We start from the raw sequence: 20,194 nt of genomic DNA on the forward strand, positions 1-20,194 counted from the left end.
AGGGTGGCGCCGCGAGGACGTCGCCGCGCCCCGGCCGGAGGGAGCGGGCGGTGCCCGATGGGGGCGAACCGCTGGTTCCGGACAATCGCCGATCGCGCCATGTTCCTTTGCGCACAGGTGTGATCAAATATGAATATGACATTGCCATGGGCGGCGTAGAGATTTATTCAGAGGTGCTCGACAACGACCCGGCGGCCGGTTCAGGGGCCGTCGGAGCGGGGTCGCGCAGAGGGGAAGAATGGGCCGAAAACCTTCAGTTCCTTGACGATTCTCATGCCTGAACTGGTTCCGCACGGCTGACTTTGCTGGAAGCTTGGGCTTTGCGAAGCGGAGCGGGTGCCGGGGCATTTTTCTGTGTGCCTCACACAGGGTTCGGTGAGCCCGTTCACGCAAGCCAAGTTGCCGCATGGCGCACGGCAACATGGAGAAAAGCGGATGACGAAGCGAGTAATTTCTGCGAATGCCTCGTTCGGCTCATCGTTGCGGCTCTTGCGCGAAGAGCGCGGCTTGTCCCTCGGGGATCTTGCCCGGTTGGTGAATTATAGCAGAAGTCACCTGAGTCGAGTGGAGACGGGAAAGAAACAGCCGGCCGAAGCTCTGGTGCGGCTGTGCGACGAAGCCCTGGAGGCAAAGGGAAGTCTCCTTGCCCTGCTGGTGCGGGCCCCACGGCGGCAGAACGGGCGCATGTGCCCCATTCAACTGCCCCGGAGCATTTCCGACTTCACCGGTCGAGAGGGCACGCTCAACGAATTGAACGGGATGCTCTCCGAGGTGCACCGGCAGAACGACGGACAAGCCGTGGTCACCGTGGTCGAAGGGGCGGCGGGGGTGGGGAAGACGGCCACCGTCGTGCACTGGGGGCACAGTGTGCGGAGTCATTTTCCCGACGGGGTGTTGTTCGCGGACCTCCAGGGATTCGGACCCGGCAGTCAGCCGGTCAGCAGCCAGCAGGTCCTCAGGAATTTCATGACGGCGTTGGGCGCCGTACCGGATGAACTGTCCGGGGAGTTGCATCACTTGGCCGCCAGTTACCGCAGTCTCCTTACGGGGCAGCGGTTGTTGATCGTCCTCGACAACGCCGCCAGCGCGGAACAAGTTCGCCCGCTCCTACCGGCTTCGCCCCGGTGTATGGCGGTCATCACCAGTCGAAGTCGCCTGACCGGACTGGTCACCCGGGACGGCTCCTACCGCATCACCGTGCCGCATCTGACCGAAATTGAGTGTGCCAATTTGCTGTCCCGTCTCGGTGGTGCGCCCTTGCCGCCGAAGGGTAAGGCGCATTGTGTGTGTCGTTACCTGCCCTTGACCGTGCGTATTGCCGCGGAGCGCCGGGAGTCGGTCGGTGGCATGGATATCTGCGAACGCTGCGGATCGGATTCGTTGCTCACGTACCTGTACAACACGGGCGACGACATCAGCAACATGTACACGGCGCTCTCCTGGTCCTACCGGTACCTACAGCCGGAAGCGGCCCGTGGTTTTCGGTTGCTGGCGGCCGGCGTAGGGGACACCGTCACCGTCGCCGAAGCGGCGCGACTGCTCGGAACCGATGGGTTGAGGGCGCGGAAGGTGCTTGATTCTTTGGCCGATATTCATCTGCTTCAGCGCCTCTGCCGCGATGAGTACCACTTCGCCAAAACGGTGAAGGGCTTTGCGCACGAACTCACCGGGCGGGATGTGCAGCGCTTCGCCTACGCGGGTCACGGCGCGCGACAGGGCTATGAGCTACTGAGCTATTGAGCTCGACTCAGGGGTGTTGTCCTCGCGGTGGGGTGGTGGAGGAGTCGTCCGCCCGTCGGAGGGGGACGCCGACCCGGCAGCGGTGCCTGATCCGTTCGGCCGCCTGCGGATACCGCGCGCACAGGTCCTCGACGTCGCCGCCCTCGTAGTCGGAAGCGACGAAACCAGGTGCCGTGGTGCAGCCGAACAGGGACCACTGCCCGCCCTCGGAGACCCGGCCCCCCATCCAGGTCCCCTGGGGAATGCGGAGCTGTACGTGCTGTCCCGCCAACACGTCGGGGCCGAGCACGACCACCCGGTCCGTTCCGTCCGGGTAGAGCAGGAGGAGCTCGATGGGATCGCCGAGGTAGAAGTGCCACAACTCGTCCACCGGCAGGCGGTGCATCGCTGAGAACTGCTCGCCCTCGGCGGTGAGCAGCGCGATGATGGCGGCGCCCGCGGGCCGTCCGTCCCGTTCCTCCGGTGCGGTCCAGGTGGCTCGGAAGAAGCCGCCCTCCAGTGGCAGCGGCTCCAGGCCGTAGTGCGCGATCAGCTGTGTGACCGCGATGTCGGGGTGCGACACCTGCGTACCTCATTCGTGAAGCGGCGATTGTCGTTGGTGAGTTGGTGAGTTGGTGAGTGGGGAACGGGGTGGTCAGTAGCGGTAGTTCTCGGGTTTGTAGGGGCCGTTGATGGCCACGCCGAGTTGGGCTGCCTGGGCTGCGGTGAGCGTGGTCAGTTCCGCGCCCAGCGTGCCCAGGTGCAGTCGCGCCACCTTCTCGTCGAGGACCTTCGGCAGGTGGTGCACGCCCGGCCCGTACCCACCGACGTTCCTGTGCAGCTCCACCTGTGCCAGTGCCTGGTTGGAGAGCGAACTGGACATCACGAAGCTGGGGTGGTCCGGTGCGTTGCCGAGGTTCATCAGGCGGCCCTCGGAGAGCACGATCACCGCATGGCCGTCGGGGAACACCCACTCGTGGACCTGCGGCCTGGCGGGCACCTTGCGCACACCGGGAATCCGGGCCAGGGCCTCGACGTCGATCTCCGAGTCCAGGTGCCCCATGTTGCCCACGATGGCCCGGTGCTTCATCCGCGCCAGGTGCGCTGCGGTGACGACGCCCGGGCAGCCCGTCGTGGTGATCACGAAGTCCGCCTCGCCGACGACCTGGTCGAGGGGGGCGACCAGGAAGCCGTCCATCGCGGCCTGGAACGCGCAGATGGGATCGATCTCGGTGACGACGACGCGGGCGAGTTGGGCCCGCAGCGCGTCGGCGCATCCCTTGCCGACGTCGCCGTACCCGCACACCACGGCCAGTTTGCCGCCGATCTGGGTGGCGGTGGCTGCCTTGAGCGCCTCGACCACCGACTGCCGGCACTGGTAGCGGTTGTCGAACTTGGCCTTCGTCACCGAGTCGTTGACGCTGATCGTGGGGAACATCAGGGCCCGGCACTCTTGGAGTCGGCGCAGGACGCTGGTGCCAGTAGTGGTCTGTTCGCTGGCTCCGCGCACGTTCGCCGCGAGGGTGGTCCAGTACGCGGAGTCGCGCGCCGCCGCTCGCCGCACCACGTCGAGCATCGCCAGGTCGCCCGGGTCCGACGGCCCGTCGGCCAGCTGACAGGCGCCGGTCTTCTCGTACTCCACTCCGCGGTGCAGCAGCAGTGTGAGGCTGGCGCCGTCGTCCATCAGCAGGTTGGGGCCGCCGCCGTCCGGCCAGGAGAGGACCTCCAGGGCGCAACTCCAGAAGTCCTCCAGGCTCTGGCCCTTCCATGCGTACACCGGGACGGGCCGGCCTCCAGGGGGGCCGGCGGCCACGGCCGCGGCGGCGTGGTCCTGGGTCGAGAGCCGGTTGGAGCCGGCCCAGCGGACCTCGGCGCCCAGGGCCACCAGCGTCTCGATCAGCACGGCGGTCTGCACCGTCAGGTGCAGGAACCCGCTGATCCGGGCGCCGGCGAGCGGCCGTTGGCCCTCGTACTCCGCCCGGAGTGCCATCAGCCCGGTCATTTCGTGTTCGGCCAGGGTGATGTCGGCTCGTCCCGCCGTGGCGAGGGCAATGTCGGCTAAGCGGAAGTCGGCACTGTCTGTGCTCGTCACTGAATGTCCTGTCGTGTGTGGGGGAGTCCGGGAGCGCTGTCGGTCCGCGCGGGGCCCGTCCTCATGGGTCGGTGTGCGACAGCGCGCGGTGCCAGGAAAACGGGGCCGGGACCGCCGCGGCCGGCGATGCCGGAGCCGGGACGGATAGGTCCTGCGGCCTGCTGGGCACCTTGGTGAACCGAGTTTCGGTGAAATCAGCGGCGGCAGCCAGTGGTTGACCGGTGTCCCCTGCCGCGGACAACGGACGACAGGCCATGCCTGGGGTTTTCCTCCTGCGGCGCTCGCCGGGGCACGCCGCACGGTGCTGATTCGGTACCGCCTCCGCTGCCTCTCGGTAGGCCGTGGCTCCGGTCACGGTCCCGGCCGTGATGTGTCCGCGGGATGCCGAATACACCATGGGGTCGGCGCGCCTCGCCGGGCGTCCGCCACGACGTGACGCGGCGAGCGGTCCTACCCGAGCAGGAGGTCTGCATGGCTTTTCGGATCACCAAAGAGTTCCACTTCTCGGCCAGTCACCGGCTGGCCGAGCTGCCTGACGGGCACCCCTGTGGCCGGATGCACGGCCACAACTACATCGTGGAACTGGAGCTTTCGGCGCCGGACGACGGCCTGGACAAGGCGGGTTTCGTCCGCGACTACGGCGATCTCAAGCACTTCAGCCAGTGGTTGGACGCCGAGGTCGACCACCGTCACCTCAATGACGTGCTGGACCGCAACCCCTCGGCCGAGAACCTGTCGCAGTGGCTGTACGAGCGGTGGCTCCCGCAGTATCCGCAGCTGACCGCGGTGCGGGTTTCCGAGACCGCCAAGACGTGGGCGGAGTACCGGCCGTGACGGACGACTCCGGACGGCCTGCACAGCAGGAGGGAGGTGGTGCCGCGGTGGAACCGAAGCTCGTCGTCAACGAGATCTTCGGCCCCACTTGAGGGCCGTACAGGGAGAAGGGCCTTCGGCCGGGCAGCAGTGCGCCTTCGTGCGACTGGGCGGCTGCAACCTGTCCTGCCGGTGGTGTGACACCCCGTACACCTGGGACTGGACCGGTATGGGCAACTCCGGGGTCGCTTACGATCCCCGGCAGGAACTGCGGCCCATGGTGTGGACCGACGTCCTGCGCACCCTCCTGGATTTCCAGGTCCCGCTGATCGTGGTCTCCGGTGGGGAACCCCTGAGCCAGCAGCGTCGGTTGCTCCCGCTGCTGCGTGAACTGCGGGCCGCCGGACGGAAAGTCGAGATCGAGACGAACGGCACCGTGGTTCCGCGGGACGACCTGGTGGCCCTCGGCGTGCGGTTCAACGTCTCGCCCAAACTCTCGCATTCGGGCGACCCGGAGTCGCGGCGGATCGTCCCGGCGGCGCTGCGGGCGTTCGCGGCGGTCCCGGATACCGCCTTCAAATTTGTCTGCCGCAACAAGAGCGACCTGGACGAAGTGGCGTCCCTCGTCGACCAGTACGGGACGCGGCCCGTGTGGATCATGCCGGAGGGGCAGGTCCCGGCCGAGGTCGGCCAGCACCTGTCCGCCCTGGGCGACGACGTCGTGGCGCGCGGCTGGAACTTGACCACTCGATTGCATGTTGCCGTCTGGGGCGACAGGAGAGGCGTGTGAGCACAGTGAGCGGAGTCACCGAACTAGGTGTCCTCGACGGTTCCGGGCCGCAGGCGCCGGACCCCCTGGAGGACATCGCGCGCAAGCTGCTGATCGAGATCGGCGAGGACCCCGACCGCGACGGACTCAAGGAAACCCCGGCGCGGTTCGCGCGCTGGTGGCGGGAGTTCTCCCGCTACGACGCCGGAGCCGTGGACACCCTGTTCCCCCTGCAGACCGAGGGGCAACTCGTCATGGTCTCGGACATCAACGTGTGGTCGCTGTGCGAACACCATCTGCTGCCCTTCTCCTGCGCGATCACCATCGCCTACCGCCCGAAGGGCGACGTGCTCGGGCTGTCGAAGTTCGCCCGGATCGCCCAGCGGCACGCGCACCGGCTGCAGGTGCAGGAGCGACTGGTGCGCGACATCGCGGACGAGGTCACCAAGGTGACCGGTTCGGCCGACGTGGCGGTCATCGCCACCGGCGAGCACCTGTGCATGAGCATGCGCGGCATCCGCACCCCGGCCGCCATGACGTCCGCGGCCTACTCCGGAATCTTCGAGGAATACGGGCCGGCCCGACAGGAGCTCGTGGCGATGGTCTTCCAGACCCGCAAGTGAGCTGTGACAGCCGTCCACGATCGGAGGAGTACGCACGTGGCAGTTCGTGAAATTCGTACCGGGCTCAGCCTGGACGACGTCTTGCTGGTACCCCGGCGCACCTCAGTGGTGAGCCGCTCGGCGACCGATACCAGCACCGAGCTGGCCGGGATCGCCCTGCGGGTACCGGTCCTCTCCGCCAACACCCCCTGGTGCACGGGCCAGCGGATGGCCGTCGCGATGGCGGTGGCCGGTGGTCTCGGAATCGTCCACCGCATGCAGACGGCGGAGGAGCAGGCCGCCGAAGTCGCGGCCGTCAAGGCGTCGCCCGTCCCCGAAGGGGCGGACAAGGCCAGCGTCGACGGGCAGGGGCGGCTGCGGGTCGGGGCGGCCGTCGGGGTGACCGACGACTACCTGGAGCGGGCCGCCCTCCTCGTCGAGGCCGGCGTGGACGTCCTGGTCACCGATGTCGCTCACGGCCATGCGGACTACGTCCTGGCCTCCGTCGAGAAGCTGCGGGCCCGGTTCCCACAGACGCCGCTGATCGCGGGGAACGTCGCCACCGCCGCCGCCACCCGGGACCTGATCGACGCCGGCGCGCACGCCGTGAAGGTGGGCATCGGCCCCGGCGGCATCTGCACCACCCGGATCGTTGCGGGCAGCGGGGTGCCGCAGCTGACCGCGGTCCTCGACTGCGCCGAGGAAGCGGCCCGCTCCGGGATCCCGGTGATCGCGGACGGCGGGATCAAGGCGCCGGGCGACGTGGTCAAGGCACTGGCCGCCGGCGGCCACGCGGTGATGCTCGGCAGCGCCCTGGCCGGCGCCGACGAGAGCGCGGCCCGCCTGGTGGAACGGAACGGCGTACCCGCCAAGGTCAGCACCGGCTTCGTCACCTTCGGCATGCAGCTGACCCTCAAGCGGGCCCGCGGCGAGCAGGTCAGCCGCACGGAGCTGGACGAGTACACCCCCGAGGGCGTCGAGGCCACCTTCGCGTACACCGGCACGCTGGCCGCCACGCTGCGGCCGTTCGTCGGTGGACTGCGGTCGGGGATGAGCTACTCCGGTGCCCACACGCTGGCCGAACTCCGGGCGCAGGCGGAGTTCATCCGCGTGACGCCGGCCGGGTTGTCGGAGAGCCGTCCGCACGCCCTGGAACGCACCCAGCAGGTGGCCCTGGACTACGCCCAGGAGGCCACCGGATGACGAGCCCTTGGGAGGCCGGCCGCTACGGAAGCGAGGAGATGCGGCTCCTGGTCAGCGACCGCAACCGCTACCAGCTCTTCGTCCGCGTGGAGGGGGCGCTGGCCGCCGTCCAGGGCCAGCTGGGGGTGATCCCGGCCGACGCGGCCGAGGCCATCGCCGCCCGCGCCCTGGACCACCGGTGCGACCTGGCGCGGATCGCCGAGATCGAGGAGACGAGCCGGCACGAGCTCTACGCGGTCGTCCAGCAGTTCGCCGAGACCTGCGCACCCTACGGTCGCTACGTCCACCACGGCGTGACCAGCAGCGACGTCATCGACACCGCGCTGGCCCTCCAACTGGACGAGGCGATCGGCATCCTCGGCGAACGGCTCGGCGCCCTGATGACCGCGCTGTGCCGGCAGATCGCCAAGGAAGGCGGGCGGGTGATGATCGGCCGGACGCACGGCCAGCACGCCCAGCCCATCACCCTGGGCTTCAAACTCGCCGTGGTCCTCGACCAGTTGACCCGCTGCCGCACGCGACTGGAAGAGCTGCGCGGACGCGCCGTGATGGGCAAGGTCGCCGGTGCGGTCGGCTCGCTGGGCGGTCTGGGACCGCAGGGCATGGAGGTGCAGCGCGCGGTGCTGGCCCGGCTGAACCTGCCGGAGCCCCAGGTCTGCGCCCAGGCGGTGGCACGGGACCGGATCGCGGAATTCGTCTCCTGGGCGGCGCTGACCGCGGCCTGCCTGGAGAACCTCGCGACCGAGATCCGCAACCTCCAGCGCACCGAGATCGGGGAACTCGCCGAATCCTTCGCCGAAGGCGACCAGATCGGCAGCTCCGCGATGCCGCACAAGCGCAACCCGGTCCGCAGCGAACGCATCTGCAGCCTGGCCCGGCTGCTGCGGTCGCTGGTCGGCCCGGCGCTGGAGAACGTGGTGACGTGGCACGAACGGGACCTGGCCAACTCCGCCAACGAACGCTTCACGCTGCCGCAGGCGTGCGTGCTGCTCGACGAGATGCTCGTCACCACCACCGCGGTGGTCGACGACCTCCGGGTCTTCCCGCAGCGCATGCAGGAGAACCTCGACCGGTCGCGCCACAGCCACCTCAGCGAAGCCGTGCTGCTGGCGATGGTCGACCGTGGAACGGACCGGATCGACGCCTACCGGGCCCTGCAACGGGCCAGTGGGATCGCCGCCCGGGACGCACGCGACCTGGTGTCGGTGCTGGCGGACGACGCGGCGGTGACCGCGGTACTGCCCCGGGAGGACCTCGCGGCACTCGCCGGACCGGCCGCGGACACCGGCTTCTGCGCGAGCCTGACGCAGGACACCGTACGTCGGGCCGAGGAAGTGCTCGGACAGTCTTCGGAAGGAGCTCGGACATGCCCGGCACGGTGATCGTGGGCGGCCAGTGGGGCGACGAGGCCAAGGGAAAGATCTCCAGCTACCTGGCGGTCCGGGACGAACCCGCGGTGGCGGTGCGGGCCGGACTGGGGCCCGGGGCCGGACACACCGTGGTGCACGCCGGACGCACCATGAAACTCCGCCAGTTGCCCAGTGCGGTGATCCGCCCGGCCACCCGCCTGCTGCTCGGCGCCGGCGTGCTGATCCGCCCGGACGTCCTGTTGCGGGAGATCAAGGAGTTCTCCGCGGAGTCCCGGGTGGGCGTGGACTTCCGCGCCACCGTCATCGACCCCGAACACGTCGCCGCGGAGGCGGCCGACGCGGGCTTGCGCGAGCGGGTGCGCAGCACCGGCAGCGGACACGGCCCGGCACTTGCCGCCCGCGCCATGCGCGCGGCCCGCCGCGCCGAGGACGTCCCGGAACTGGCCCCCTACCTCGCCGACACCGTGGCGGAGGCGAACGACGCGATCGACGCCGGCGACCGGGTGCACGTCGAAGGCACCAACGGCTTCGGCCTGTCGGTGCTGTACGGCACCTACCCGTACACCGTGGGCAAGGACAGCACGGCGAGCACCGCGGCCGCGGACGCCGGACTCGGCCCGACGGCGATCGACGAGGTGGTGCTGGTCTTCCGGGCCTATCCGACCCGGGTGGGCGCGGGGCCGTTCCCCACGGAGATGACCGAGGCGGAGGCCGAGCGGCTGGGCATCGTGGAGTACGGCACGGTGACCGGGCGCCGGCGCCGGGCCGGCACGTTCGACCTGGACCAGGCGCGGGCCGCGGTCCGCGTCAACCGGCCCACCCGGATCGCGTTGACCTTCCTCGACCACGTGGACGCGTCGTGCCGCGCCGTGCGCACCGGGGCGTTGCCCGAGGCGGCGGCCGCGTTCGTGGCGCGGGTCGAGGAAGGGCTGGGGCTGCCGGTGGATCTGATCGGCACCGGTCCGGGCACCGCGGACGTGGTCGACCGGTGGAACGACCGGCCCGCCGGCGCGGCCGGCACCATGACGATCGGCTCGGGAGGCGAGCGATGAGTGGTACTCCGATGTGGCGACGGGACCGTCTGCTGACCATCAGTTGGGAAGCGATGGGCCGGATGCTGAACGGCCTGGCGGATGACATCCGCGCCAGTGATTTCGTCCCGACCGTGGTGGCGGGCATCGCCCGCGGGGGTCTGCCGCCGGCCATCGCCCTGTCGAACCAGCTGGCGATCGAGGACTTCCGCATCCTGGGCATCCCCCGGAACACCTCCAACTCCCGCTACAGCGAGCGCGGCGAGGCGGTGCTCAACTACGTCGTCCCGCAGCGTTCGTTCAGCGGCTCCCGGGTGCTGCTGGTCGACGACATCATGGGCGACGGCGGCACCATGGCCCTGGCCAAGCGCACCGTGCTGGAGCTCGGTGCCGCCGAGGTCCGCACCGTGGTGGTGGTGCGCAATCTGGGCGCCTCGAACACCGCCGACTTCCAGGCGGTCGAGGTGGACGACTGGACCGTCTTCCCCTGGGAAGCACCGCCCGGAGCCGACGAACTCGCCGTACCGTTACGGGTGTGATCGACATGACGGATGAGATAGGTCGCGCACCGCAGACGACGGTCGTGCTGGACCGGGACGGCACCCTGCTGGACTTCTACGAGATGTTCCACCGGTTCGTGCTGGACCTGCATCGGCAAGAGGGGGTGACGCCGCCGCCCCGTGAGGAGATCCTCGGGTTCGGCTACTGGTCCGCGATTACCAGCGGCGCCCTGCACATCGGGTCGGTGCGGGTGCGGGACCGGGTGGACGAGGTGGCCCACCGCTACATGGCGCACGGCACGCTCTACCCGGGAGTGGTACCGATGCTGACGGGACTGTCCGGCGCCGGTGTGCGGCTCGCGCTGGTCAGTTCCTGGGTCGGCACCGAGTCCACAGTCGCCCTGCTGGAGCGCTACGCGGTCCGGGAGTGCTTCGGTCCGGTCCTGACCCGGGACGATCTGGCGGCTCGGGACGCGCAGGTCCCCGACGCCGACTGCAAGACCGAGTTGGCACGGCGTGCGCTGGACGGGCTCGGCCACGCGCCCGAACACCGGCTCTACGTCGTCGGTGACACCCCGTCCGACATCGCGTTGGGACGCCGGCTGGGGGCCGTGGTCGTCGGCGTGCGCACCGGGAACGGCAGCGGTCTGCCGCCCGAGGGGACGCCCGAGGGGCCGGACGTCGTGCTGCACTCGGCCGCGGACCTGGGCGAGTTGATCCTCGGGGCGGACCGGGCCGGGTGACCGCACCCGCGCCGGGCGGGGTGCGCCGCACCGGGGACCTGAAGTGCCGACGGGCCGGACTCCTGTTGTGGGAGTCCAGCCCGTTCCGGCTGCCGGCCCGCGGGCGGGCCGGGCGCGATCAGGGCGCCGCGTACCTCGTCACGTCATCGAGGTAGTCGGTCGGGTCGGCCAGTCCGGCGTTCCGGAACGCCTCCCGCCGCTCGTAGCAGGTGCCGCAGGTGCCGCAGTGCCGGCTGCCGCCCTTGTAACAGGACCAGCTGAGCTCCAGCGGTGCGCCCAGCCGGGTGCCGTGCGTGGCGATGTCGGTCTTGGACCAGGAGAGGAACGGTGCCTCCACCTGCGGCACCGCGAAGCCCTCGTTGGCCACGGCGACCAGTTCGCGCAGCGCGTTGACGAACGCGGGCCGGCAGTCGGGGTAGATGAAGTGGTCACCGGCGTGCATGCCCAGGGCCACCACCGACGCGCGGTGCGCCACCCCGATCGCCACCGCGACGTTCGCCAGCACCGCATTGCGGTTCGGTACGACGGTGGCCCGCATGGACTGTTCCGCGTAGTGCCCGTCGGGGACGTCGACCTGCTCGTCGGTCAGCGCCGACCCACGGAGCAGCGACCCGAAACTCCGCAGGTCCACCACGTGGTGCTGGGCACCGTAGTGGGCGGCCACCGTCCGGGCCGCTTCGATCTCGCGGTGGTGGCGTTGCCCGTAGTCGACGGTGACGGCGATCAGTGAGTGGTGCAGTGCGGCGTAGTGCGCCATGAGCGTCGTGGAGTCCATGCCTCCCGACAGCACCACCACTGCGGTGAACGGTTCGGTGCGGCTGTCGTCTTGGTCCATCAGAAAACCTCCGGAGTGGGAAGGGAAACCGAACAACCGGGACAAGGGGCGGTCGGGTGCCTTGGGCCATCGTGGCGTCGGCCGGGGCGTGGGCACATCACGGCCCGTGCCGTAGCGCGCGCGGCCGGGTACCGAGGTGCGCCGGACGGGACCCGAGAGAATCCGCGTTCCCGAAGCTCCCCGGCCGGCGCGGGAACGCGGCCCCCGGTCAGATGGCGGCGGAATCCACCAGCAAGGGCCACAGCCCCGCGGTGCGGAACAGGTGCGGGAAGTCCTTGCGGCCGGTGATGTCGAGCTTGCGGTAGGCACTGGACAGGTGGAGTTCGACCGTGCGGCGGGTGATGTGCAGGGTCGTCGCGATCCGTTCGTTGGTGGAGCCCCGCACGGCGTCGATGAGGATCTGCTTCTCCCGCTTGGTCAGCTTCAGTACGCCGCCCAGCGGTGACCGGCCGGCGGACCGCCCCTCCGCGGCCGCGATCCGCTGCCGCACCCGCGTCGCGAGCGGCCGTGCCCCGCAGCGGTCCGCCAGTTCCAGCGCCGTGCTCAGCTCCGCCATCGCCTCCTCGTAGCGCCCTTCGTCGAACAGGAGGCAGGCCAAGTCAGCGGCGGCGTGCGCGAGGTCGAAGTCGGCGTGCGCGCCCGCCAGCAGCCGCATCGCTTCGCGCAGCAGCCCCTCGCCCTCGGGCGCCCCGCCCAGCGCGCCGAGCACCCGCAGGGCGATACCGCGTTCCCGCGGCGTGTCCATCGCCTCGGCGGTCCGCAGCAGCGCCCGGGCGGTGTCCCGGGCCTCCGCGTCGCGTCCCAACTGCGTCAGCAGATCGACGGTGTGGACGTACGCGTGGACGCCGCCGGTCGGGCCGAGCGGGGTGGTCGCGCCGGTGACCTCCGCCAGGTCCGTGGAGACGCCCGGCAGATCGCCGCTGTCGGCCCGTAGCCGGGCGCGGGTCAGCCATACGTCGCGGTGGAGCCAGTCCGGTGACAGGCCGCCCAGGCAGCCGTGCTCGCGCAGCAGCGCGCGGGCCTCGGCACCGAGCCCCATGGCGAGCCGGACCTCGGCCAGCATCCCCACGATCCACAGCAGCACCGGGTGTTGGGGCCGCGTCCCGTAGTGCACGAGCGCGTCGAGGCACTCGCCGAGCTGATCGTGCGCGGTGCGCAGCCGGCCGCGCATCAGGGCCAGGCGTGCGGTGACGGGCAACAGCAGGGCCCGGTGCAGCGGGTGCTCGTGGCAGTCCGCACAGTCGTGGTGGAGCCGCAGTTGGGCCGCCACGTCCTCGTCACGGCCGTTCCACGTCAGGACCATCAGCGCCAGCAGCCTGAGGACCGGGTGCAGGCACAGCCCGGTCTCCTCCCGCAACGCCTCCCGTGCGCTGCGCACCGCCTCGGCCGGCCGGCACGTCAGGTGACTGCGCAGCGCGTTGACGACGGAGGTCGCCGCCGCCACGCGGTCCGGGCCGCAGAAGTCGGCCTCGGCGGCCGTGCGGCGTCCCAGGCCGAGGCCCTTGGGCCCGAGGCGCTCCTCGCCGAGGTGCGCGGCGCTCGGCAGCGGGTAGGCGTGCAGGCCGTCGAGCAGCCTGTGTACCTGCTGCCATCCGGAGTGGCCGGACCGGGCGCGGCCGGTGGTGAGCGTCGTCCGGGCCGCCGTGCCGGGGTCGGTGCCCAGGTACAGCGCGGTGCTGATGCGGGCCAGCAGGGGGAGTCGGAGGGCGTCCTCGGTGGTCTCCTCCAGCGTCCTGACCGCCTCGTGGAGGCCCTGGACCAGATCGATCCCGATCTTGGCGTCGATCAGCTCCAGGACCGCGACCCTGCGGTCCTCACCCGACGCCGCCTGGACGGCGTGCTCCAGATAGCGCCGGGCCCGGTCCGGTTCCCGTGCGGCGAGGGCCTTCTGTCCGGCCCGCAGCAGTACCGGCGCGGCCCAGGGTTCGTCCAGCGGCACCGTCGACGCCGCGAGGTGATCGGCGATCCGTTCGGTGGGCGCCTGCTTGCCGTGGAGGTAGGCGGCGGCCGCGAGGTGGGCGGCGTTGCGGGCCATCAGGGTCATCCGGCCCAGCAGCGCGTTGCGTACGACCCGGTGGCGCAGGAACAACTCGTGGTCGTCGCCGACGAGGTGCATGCACACCAACAGGTCGACGGCGGCGAGGGTTTCGGCCAGGGTCAGTCCGCTGAGGTGGGAGACGAGGAGGGGATCGGCCGCGGAGTGGGTCTCCGCGATGGCGATGGCCAGCGCCACCTTCCCGGCGTTCGGGTCGAGCCCGGCCAGCCGGGTCCCGATCAGCTCCGCGACGGAGGCGGGCCGCAGGGCGGCGGCCGGCGTCGCGTCGGCGCTGTTCGCGGGCCGGTCGCGCAGGATCCGGGCGACCTCGGTGAGCAGGTAGGGATTGCCCGCACAGGCGCGGTGGCACTCCGCGGCGACGTCGGCGGCCGGTGCGCGGCGCGCCACGCGCCGGATCAGCGCGGCGGACTGGGGCGGCGCCAGCCCCACCAGCGGTATGTGCCGGGCGCCGGCGAAGAGTTCGGGCAGCTCTCCGGGACCGCCGCCCCGGCTCTCGCCGTCCCGTACGGAGGCGATCAGGACCAGGCGGGCGGGGGGCGGGGTGAGGAGGAGCCGGCGGAGGAAGTCCAGTGAGGCGGTGTCGGCCCGGTGGGCGTCGTCGAGGGTGAGGACCACGGGACCGTCGGGCGTCAGCGCGGCGAGGGCGGCCCGGACGTGGGCCAGTAACGCGTCCACTTCCGCCGGTGCCGGGTCCGGTGGGCTGGTGCGGCCGGCCGTCGCGGCCAGGGTGGCGTCGAGGGCGGTGCGGTGGGGATGCTCCGGTGGTAGTAACGCGCCTATTCTCATGGCCAGTTGGCGGGCGAGGCCGAACGGCGGCTGATGGTCGTGCAGGGTGCACAGCACGTCGATGGTGACGTGGCCCTGTGCGCGGGCGGAGGCCGAGAACGTGCGGAGCAGGGTGGTCCGTCCGATGCCCGGTTCGCCGGTGACCAGAGCGCGGACCGGGCCGCCGCGGGCGCCGTCCTCCAGGGCGGCGCCGAGTCGACGCAGCTCGGCCTGACGACCCGTCATGGACGTCTTTGGTCCCTCGTCTGTGCGATGCATGAAGCTCCTCTGTCACAGCTCACCACTTTTACCCCAGTAGCACCATCTCTCTTCTCGGTGCAGCGGCGATCTGAACGAGTTGGCCATTGCCTTTCACAAGAGGCAAACGGGCAACGCGACCCCGTCCGGCGGTCCGTGGGCCGACCGAACGGGTCGCCGAACCGGCGCATCCCGCTCCCCGATGGCCGGAAGACAGCAGTTTCACGCCAGCTTCCCCGGGCGGTCCGCCCCGACCCCGCGGTCGTTCCGGCCCGTTCGCCGGCGAACGGGCCGGGCCGAATCCCACCGGTCGCGTCCCGTCGGTGGGCGTAGCCTGGGCCCGCCGAAGGAAGATCCATACCCCTGTGGGGGCAAAAGAGAGGTACCGGACGTGCCTGCTGTCGCGCCTGACGGACGCAAGTTGCTGCGCTTGGAGGCCCGGAACAGTCAGACCCCGATCGAGCGCAAGCCCGAGTGGATCAAGACCCGGGCGAAAATGGGGCCCGAGTACAACCACCTCCAGGGCCTGGTCAAGAGCGAGGGTCTGCACACGGTCTGCCAGGAAGCGGGCTGCCCCAACATCTTCGAGTGCTGGGAGGACCGCGAGGCGACCTTCCTCGTCGGCGGTGACCAGTGCACCCGCCGTTGCGACTTCTGCCTCATCGACACCGGCAAGCCGCAGGCGCTGGACCGCGACGAGCCGCGCCGGGTAGGCGAGTCCGTCGTCACCATGGACCTGAACTACGCGACGATCACCGGCGTCGCCCGCGACGACCTGGAGGACGGCGGCGCCTGGCTCTACGCCGAGACCGTCCGCCGGATCCACGCGATGACGGCGACCCGGGAGGCCGGGCGCACCAAGGTGGAACTGCTGGCCCCCGACTTCAACGGAGCACCGGACGCGCTGGCGGAGGTCTTCTCCTCCCGCCCGGAGGTGTTCGCCCACAACGTCGAGACGGTGCCGCGGATCTTCAAGCGGATCCGCCCGGGCTTCCGCTACGAGCGGTCGCTGGAGGTCATCACCAAGTCCCGCGAGGCCGGCCTGGTCACCAAGTCCAACCTCATCCTGGGCATGGGCGAGACCCGCGAGGAGATCAGCCAGGCGCTCCAGGACCTCCACGACGCGGGCTGCGAACTGATCACGATCACCCAGTACCTGCGCCCCTCCGTGCGGCACCACCCCATCGAGCGCTGGGTCAAGCCCGCCGAGTTCGTGGAGCTCAAGGAGGAGGCCGACGAGATCGGCTACGCCGGCGTCATGTCCGGCCCGCTGGTCCGCTCCTCCTACCGCGCCGGCCGCCTCTACCAGCAGGCCGTCGAGCGACGCGGCGCACCGCTCGCCGTGCCCAACTGAGCCGGGCGAGACCCGCGTCGGGCCCGACTCACGCGGTGCCGCCGCCGTCGACCCCGATCCGGGCGGCGGTGGTGAAGGCGGCCTCCGGGGACGCCAGGTACGACACGGCGGCGGCGATTTCGGCCGGGGTCGCGAAGCGGTTCAGCGGGGACAGCCCCCTCTGGAGATCTCCGGCCGGGCCGTCCTGCGGGTTCATATCGGTGTCCGTCGGCCCCGGCGCCACCTCGTTCACGGTGATGCCGCGCGGGCCGAGATCGCGGGCCAGGCCCTTCGTCAGACCGGTGATCGCCGCCTTGCTCGCCGCGTAGACCGCGAAGCCGGGGCCGGTGACCCGCTCGCCCAGGCACGAACCGATGGTGATGATCCGCCCGCCGGACGGCAGGTGCCGGGCCGCCGCGCGGGCGGTGAGGACCGCGCCGCGTATGTTCACGTCGAGCATCCGGTCGATGGTCTCCACCGGCATGTCGACGATGTTCGGCAGCGTCATGTCGCTGACCCCGGCGTTGTTCACCAGGATGTCCAAGCGGCCGAATTCCCGGACGGTGTGTTCCACCGCGGACGTGATCGCCTCGGCGTCCGCGGCATCGGCCCGGATCGCGAGGGTCCGCCGGCCGGTCTCCTTCGCCACGGAATCCGCGGTGAAGTGAGCGGCCTCGCGGTTCGACCGGTAGGTGAGGGCGACATCGGCGCCGTCCTCGGCGAGCCGCCTCGCGATGGCCGCGCCGATTCCCCGGCTCGCACCGGTGACGAGGGCGACCTTCCCGTTCAACTTCCCACTCACGGCACTGTCCTTGTCTCAATCGCTTTGCGGAGCGTGCAGGAACGACCAGCCTTTTCCGGGATCTTCGAACGATCACCGACTTGATCGCCGGCTTGATCGCTGGTTGAGCACTATAGGAGGGGCCGAGGGACCCCGACAGAGCGATCCGGCCGAAGATCGGAAGTCGGCGCAAAGGGGGGTCTTGCGGTGTGCTGACCGGGGCTGTGGGATCCGCCGACGTGGGCCGGACGCCTGCCGCACGAGCGGTTCCGCGTCGGCGCCGCGCTTGTCATCTGCCGTGACCGCAGCGGCCTTCGCCCCATTGGTGCGTGTTTGTCACTGGGTGCATCTTGCTGCATGGCAGGAAGATGCACCCCGCCCCGCATGCATGCACATGCCCGAAATGGCATCGTGATCCGCACCTGCCCGCCCGACACCCGCACAGTTTCCGGGCCGGCCAGTGAACGGACGGAAAACCGGGGGTGCACAGTGAATCGCCTGTTGGGAAAGTTATTCGCCGTGGAGTGGGCGCCGACGCGCCTGCGCGGCACCGTTGCCGCGGTCGGCGTGACCGGCGACGACACCGGGTGGGGTTAGGGCCTGTCCGGTGGACCAGGGTCGGACAGGCCCTAACCAGCCACCCCGGTCCACCACTTCCTCAGCGGGCCCGGCGCACCTCCGGACGTCGGCTTTCCTCCGGGCACGGTGCCACCGTCACCGACAGCTCGCCACACGCCGTCTTGCCCCCTCCTGCCCGCCCGCGCGCGATGACGGACCCTGCTCCGCCCGCGCGGGCCACGCCAGGGAGTACGCGAATGGATGACCATGATTCTCACGGGTAACGAGATTGAGCGGGAACGGGCGAACGGCCGCATCACCATCGAGCCGTTCACCCCGGAACAAGTCAATCCGAACAGCTACAACTTCCGCCTCGGGAAAACGCTCCGGGTCTACCAGGACCTGCCTCTCGACGCGCGGACCATGAACACGTTCGAGGAAATCGAGATACCGGACGACGGCTACGTCCTCGAAGCCAACCGCCTCTACCTGGCACACACCGTCGAAGTGCTGGGCAGCGAGCACTACGCCCCGACCTTCGCGGCGCGCTCCTCGGTCGCCCGACTCGGCCTGTTCATCAATCTCTCCGCCAGTCTCGGTGACATCGGGTACACCGGACAGTGGACGCTCCAGCTCTACTCGATGAACCGGGTCCGGGTCTACCCCGGCATCAACATCGGCCAGATGATGTGGTGGCGCCCTCAGGGCGAGATCGTCCTCTACGAGGGCAAGTACCAAGGCGCCGTCGGTCCGCGGTCCAGCGACATCCACATCGACTTCGACAAGCAGTTCGCCCGGCAGCGCTTCCCCGGGCTCGCCGCCAGCGTCGAGGTGTCCGAGGTCGGCCCCAAATTCGCCGAACTCGCCCGCGCCAACGCCGACTTCCGGGTTCCGACCGCCTTCTGCGTGCCGGCCGGGGAGTTCGTCGACGCCCTCAGCGACGGGCAGCGCGGCGAACTCGCCGACGCCTTCGCCGACCTCAAGGCCACCGTCGGCGCATTCTTCACGGACGTCGTCGGACGGATCGAGAAGATCGGCGGTCAGGTCCGGCTCGACGAGCACGCCCGCACCCTGCTGCGGGCCCGGCTCAACGAGGTCTTCAAGGACCCGGACACCGAGGTCGCCGTCCGGTCCTCGGGCCTCGACGAGGACACCGAAGGCTCCAGCCTGGCCGGGGTGCACAGCTCGATCCTGGGCGTGCGCGGCGCCGACGCGGTGATCGCCGCCGTCGAGCAGTGCTGGCGGTCCCACTACGAGGCGCCGGCCGTGGCCGCCCGCATCCGCGCCGGCGACTTCGACCCCACGCCCCGACTGGCCGTCATCGTCCAGCGCCTGGTGCGCCCCCGGATCGCCGGCGTGGCGTTCACCGGACTCGACGGCGCCGCGGACCAGCGGGTGACGATCGAGTACGTCGAGGGGCTCGCCGACGAACTCGTCGCCGGCGTCGCCGTACCGCGGCGGACCGACTCCGACCAACTGGCCGGGGACGCACCGCCCAGCGACGACCCGGACGGTGCCGCGCTCCGCCAGGTGGTGGAGATGGTGCGCGCGCTGCGGCTGCGGCACGGCCACGACGTGGACGTCGAATGGGCCGTGGACGCCGACGGCGCCCACCTCCTCCAGGTCCGCCCGCTCACCGCCTCCCGCGGGCAGCGGAACAGCGTCACCGAGCCCGTGGCCCAGGCCCGCCAGCTGTACTTCGACGACCTGCCCTCGTCCTTCCACCTCGGTGACGTCGCGGGCGTCTACGGCAGCTACGTGGCCAAGCGGGGCCCGGCCCACCGGATGGCGCACTCCTGCGGGGTGTCCGTGGGCGCCGGCTGGATCCTCCAGTTCAACGGCCGTGGCCTGCGCGACACGACGACCGCCGACGCGCTGCGGGCCACCCTGGCGGGCGGCTCCGCGGAGTGCGTCCTGGACCTCGGCGACACCCTGCGCCAGATCGTCGTGCCCAAGGAAGAGGTACTCGACCGACTGGCCGTGACCACCGGTGCCGCCGGCGACGGCACGACCCTGCACGCGGCCGTGGTGCGGGACTTCATCCGCGGCGACCTCGGCGTCATCTCCCGCCGGGCCGGGGACGGCCTGATCGTCGAGTACACCCCCGAGGGCCTGATGGCACTGAACCGGGGCACCGCCGGCGGCGAGACGATCGTCGTCAACGCGATCGACCGCGGCTTCGACGCGCCCGGCAACGTCGTCGCCCCGCAGGGCGGCGCCGCGCTGCTGACCCACCTCGACGAGATCGCCCGGTTCACCACCGCCATGCACGACAAGCACGGCCCGGTGACCATCGAGTGGGTCTTCGAGGGCGGGCGGCTCTACTTCGTGGACTACTCGGTGCTCGGCGGCGACGACGCCGTCCTCATCGCCCGCGGCGAGGTGAGCATCTCGCCCGGCACCGCGAGCGGGCCGCTGCTCCGGCTGGACGACGACGCGCTGCTGCGCCGGCTCTCCATCGGCCCGGCCGTCAGCATCGACAAGTCACAGGACGTCAGCGAGCACGACGGCCTGGCCCGCATCCTCGACCACGTCAAGGCGTACGACGAGAAGCCGATCATCTGCGCCGCGCGCCCGTACGCCGTGCTGTCGGTGCTGATCGACCACGTCGCGGGCTTCGTGTTCGACCAGGGGTCGGCCCTGGGCCACCTGGCGATCCTGCTGCGCGAGGCGGGCGTGCCGGCCGTCACGGCCGCCGGCGTCACCGGGACCGCAGCAGTGATCAGCGACGGAACGGTCGCCACCACCGGCCACAAGGGAGCCTGA

17 protein-coding genes are annotated in these 20,194 nt (G+C 70.6%); 12 read left to right on the forward strand and 5 right to left on the reverse strand.

Annotated features, from left to right (window positions below; all coding sequences use genetic code 11):
* The first annotated feature begins 50 nt into the window (after nt 1-50).
* Together ACO0M4_RS08425 and ACO0M4_RS08430 are read left to right on the forward strand one after the other, a co-directional pair.
* Nucleotides 51-281 carry a hypothetical protein gene (locus ACO0M4_RS08425; protein ID WP_430369121.1) on the forward strand — a complete coding sequence of 77 codons (231 nt, stop codon included), beginning with the start codon at nt 51-53 and terminating at the stop codon, nt 279-281.
* A gap of 154 nt (nt 282-435) precedes the next feature.
* Complete coding sequence (locus ACO0M4_RS08430; protein ID WP_430369122.1) at nt 436-1,740, forward strand: helix-turn-helix domain-containing protein; 1,305 nt, start codon at nt 436-438, stop codon at nt 1,738-1,740.
* 7 nt (nt 1,741-1,747) lie between these two features.
* Here ACO0M4_RS08430 and ACO0M4_RS08435 read toward each other — a convergent pair whose 3' ends face one another.
* Together ACO0M4_RS08435 and ACO0M4_RS08440 are read right to left on the reverse strand one after the other, a co-directional pair.
* A complete protein-coding gene (locus ACO0M4_RS08435; RefSeq protein WP_430369123.1) occupies nt 1,748-2,302 on the reverse strand; it encodes a cupin domain-containing protein in 555 nt (184 codons plus the stop codon).
* A gap of 72 nt (nt 2,303-2,374) precedes the next feature.
* Nucleotides 2,375-3,811: an adenosylhomocysteinase gene (locus ACO0M4_RS08440; protein ID WP_430369124.1), complete on the reverse strand. Its 1,437-nt coding sequence runs from the start codon at nt 3,809-3,811 to the stop codon at nt 2,375-2,377.
* Nucleotides 3,812-4,282: 471 nt separating this feature from the next.
* On the opposite strand from ACO0M4_RS08440, the gene ACO0M4_RS08445 reads away from it, so the two are divergent.
* From ACO0M4_RS08445 to ACO0M4_RS08480, 8 genes are all read left to right on the forward strand, one after another.
* Nucleotides 4,283-4,645 (forward strand): 6-pyruvoyl trahydropterin synthase family protein, encoded by a 363-nt coding sequence (locus ACO0M4_RS08445; RefSeq protein ID WP_430369125.1) that lies wholly within the window; start codon nt 4,283-4,285, stop codon nt 4,643-4,645.
* A gap of 139 nt (nt 4,646-4,784) precedes the next feature.
* A complete protein-coding gene (locus tag ACO0M4_RS08450; RefSeq protein WP_430371299.1) occupies nt 4,785-5,414 on the forward strand; it encodes a radical SAM protein in 630 nt (209 codons plus the stop codon).
* A gap of 5 nt (nt 5,415-5,419) precedes the next feature.
* Entirely contained in the window at nt 5,420-6,016 is a 597-nt protein-coding gene (gene folE, locus ACO0M4_RS08455; RefSeq protein ID WP_430371301.1) for a GTP cyclohydrolase I, read from the forward strand.
* Nucleotides 6,017-6,052: 36 nt separating this feature from the next.
* Nucleotides 6,053-7,198: an IMP dehydrogenase gene (gene guaB, locus ACO0M4_RS08460; protein WP_430369126.1), complete on the forward strand. Its 1,146-nt coding sequence runs from the start codon at nt 6,053-6,055 to the stop codon at nt 7,196-7,198.
* Complete coding sequence (purB, locus tag ACO0M4_RS08465) at nt 7,195-8,580, forward strand: adenylosuccinate lyase (protein ID WP_430369127.1); 1,386 nt, start codon at nt 7,195-7,197, stop codon at nt 8,578-8,580. The genes guaB and purB overlap by 4 nt, the downstream gene beginning before the upstream one ends.
* A complete protein-coding gene (locus ACO0M4_RS08470; protein WP_430369128.1) occupies nt 8,565-9,620 on the forward strand; it encodes an adenylosuccinate synthetase in 1,056 nt (351 codons plus the stop codon). Before purB ends, ACO0M4_RS08470 begins: the two co-directional genes overlap by 16 nt.
* On the forward strand, nt 9,617-10,138 hold the full coding sequence (locus tag ACO0M4_RS08475) for a phosphoribosyltransferase (protein ID WP_430369129.1): 522 nt from the start codon (nt 9,617-9,619) through the stop codon (nt 10,136-10,138). Before ACO0M4_RS08470 ends, ACO0M4_RS08475 begins: the two co-directional genes overlap by 4 nt.
* 5 nt (nt 10,139-10,143) lie before the next feature.
* The gene (locus tag ACO0M4_RS08480; protein WP_430371302.1) at nt 10,144-10,842 is read left to right on the forward strand and encodes an HAD family hydrolase; all 699 of its coding nucleotides are present in this window, start codon (nt 10,144-10,146) and stop codon (nt 10,840-10,842) included.
* 118 nt (nt 10,843-10,960) lie between these two features.
* Here the strand turns inward: ACO0M4_RS08480 and queC are convergent, their stop codons facing one another.
* Nucleotides 10,961-11,677 carry a 7-cyano-7-deazaguanine synthase QueC gene (queC, locus tag ACO0M4_RS08485; protein WP_430369130.1) on the reverse strand — a complete coding sequence of 239 codons (717 nt, stop codon included), beginning with the start codon at nt 11,675-11,677 and terminating at the stop codon, nt 10,961-10,963.
* 208 nt (nt 11,678-11,885) lie between these two features.
* Nucleotides 11,886-14,744 carry a helix-turn-helix transcriptional regulator gene (locus tag ACO0M4_RS08490; RefSeq protein WP_430369131.1) on the reverse strand — a complete coding sequence of 953 codons (2,859 nt, stop codon included), beginning with the start codon at nt 14,742-14,744 and terminating at the stop codon, nt 11,886-11,888.
* Between the two features lie 403 nt (nt 14,745-15,147).
* Between ACO0M4_RS08490 and lipA the strand changes: the two genes are divergently transcribed.
* The gene (gene lipA, locus ACO0M4_RS08495; protein ID WP_430369132.1) at nt 15,148-16,110 is read left to right on the forward strand and encodes a lipoyl synthase; all 963 of its coding nucleotides are present in this window, start codon (nt 15,148-15,150) and stop codon (nt 16,108-16,110) included.
* 28 nt (nt 16,111-16,138) lie between these two features.
* On the opposite strand, the gene ACO0M4_RS08500 is transcribed toward lipA, so the two are convergent.
* Nucleotides 16,139-16,891 carry an SDR family NAD(P)-dependent oxidoreductase gene (locus ACO0M4_RS08500; RefSeq protein ID WP_430369133.1) on the reverse strand — a complete coding sequence of 251 codons (753 nt, stop codon included), beginning with the start codon at nt 16,889-16,891 and terminating at the stop codon, nt 16,139-16,141.
* A 798-nt stretch (nt 16,892-17,689) separates the two neighbouring features.
* Here ACO0M4_RS08500 and ACO0M4_RS08505 point away from each other — a divergent pair.
* Nucleotides 17,690-20,194: a dCTP deaminase domain-containing protein gene (locus ACO0M4_RS08505; RefSeq protein WP_430369134.1), complete on the forward strand. Its 2,505-nt coding sequence runs from the start codon at nt 17,690-17,692 to the stop codon at nt 20,192-20,194.

The sequence above is a fragment of the Streptomyces sp. RGM 3693 genome, from assembly GCF_050471125.1.
GTDB lineage: Bacteria > Actinomycetota > Actinomycetes > Streptomycetales > Streptomycetaceae > Streptomyces.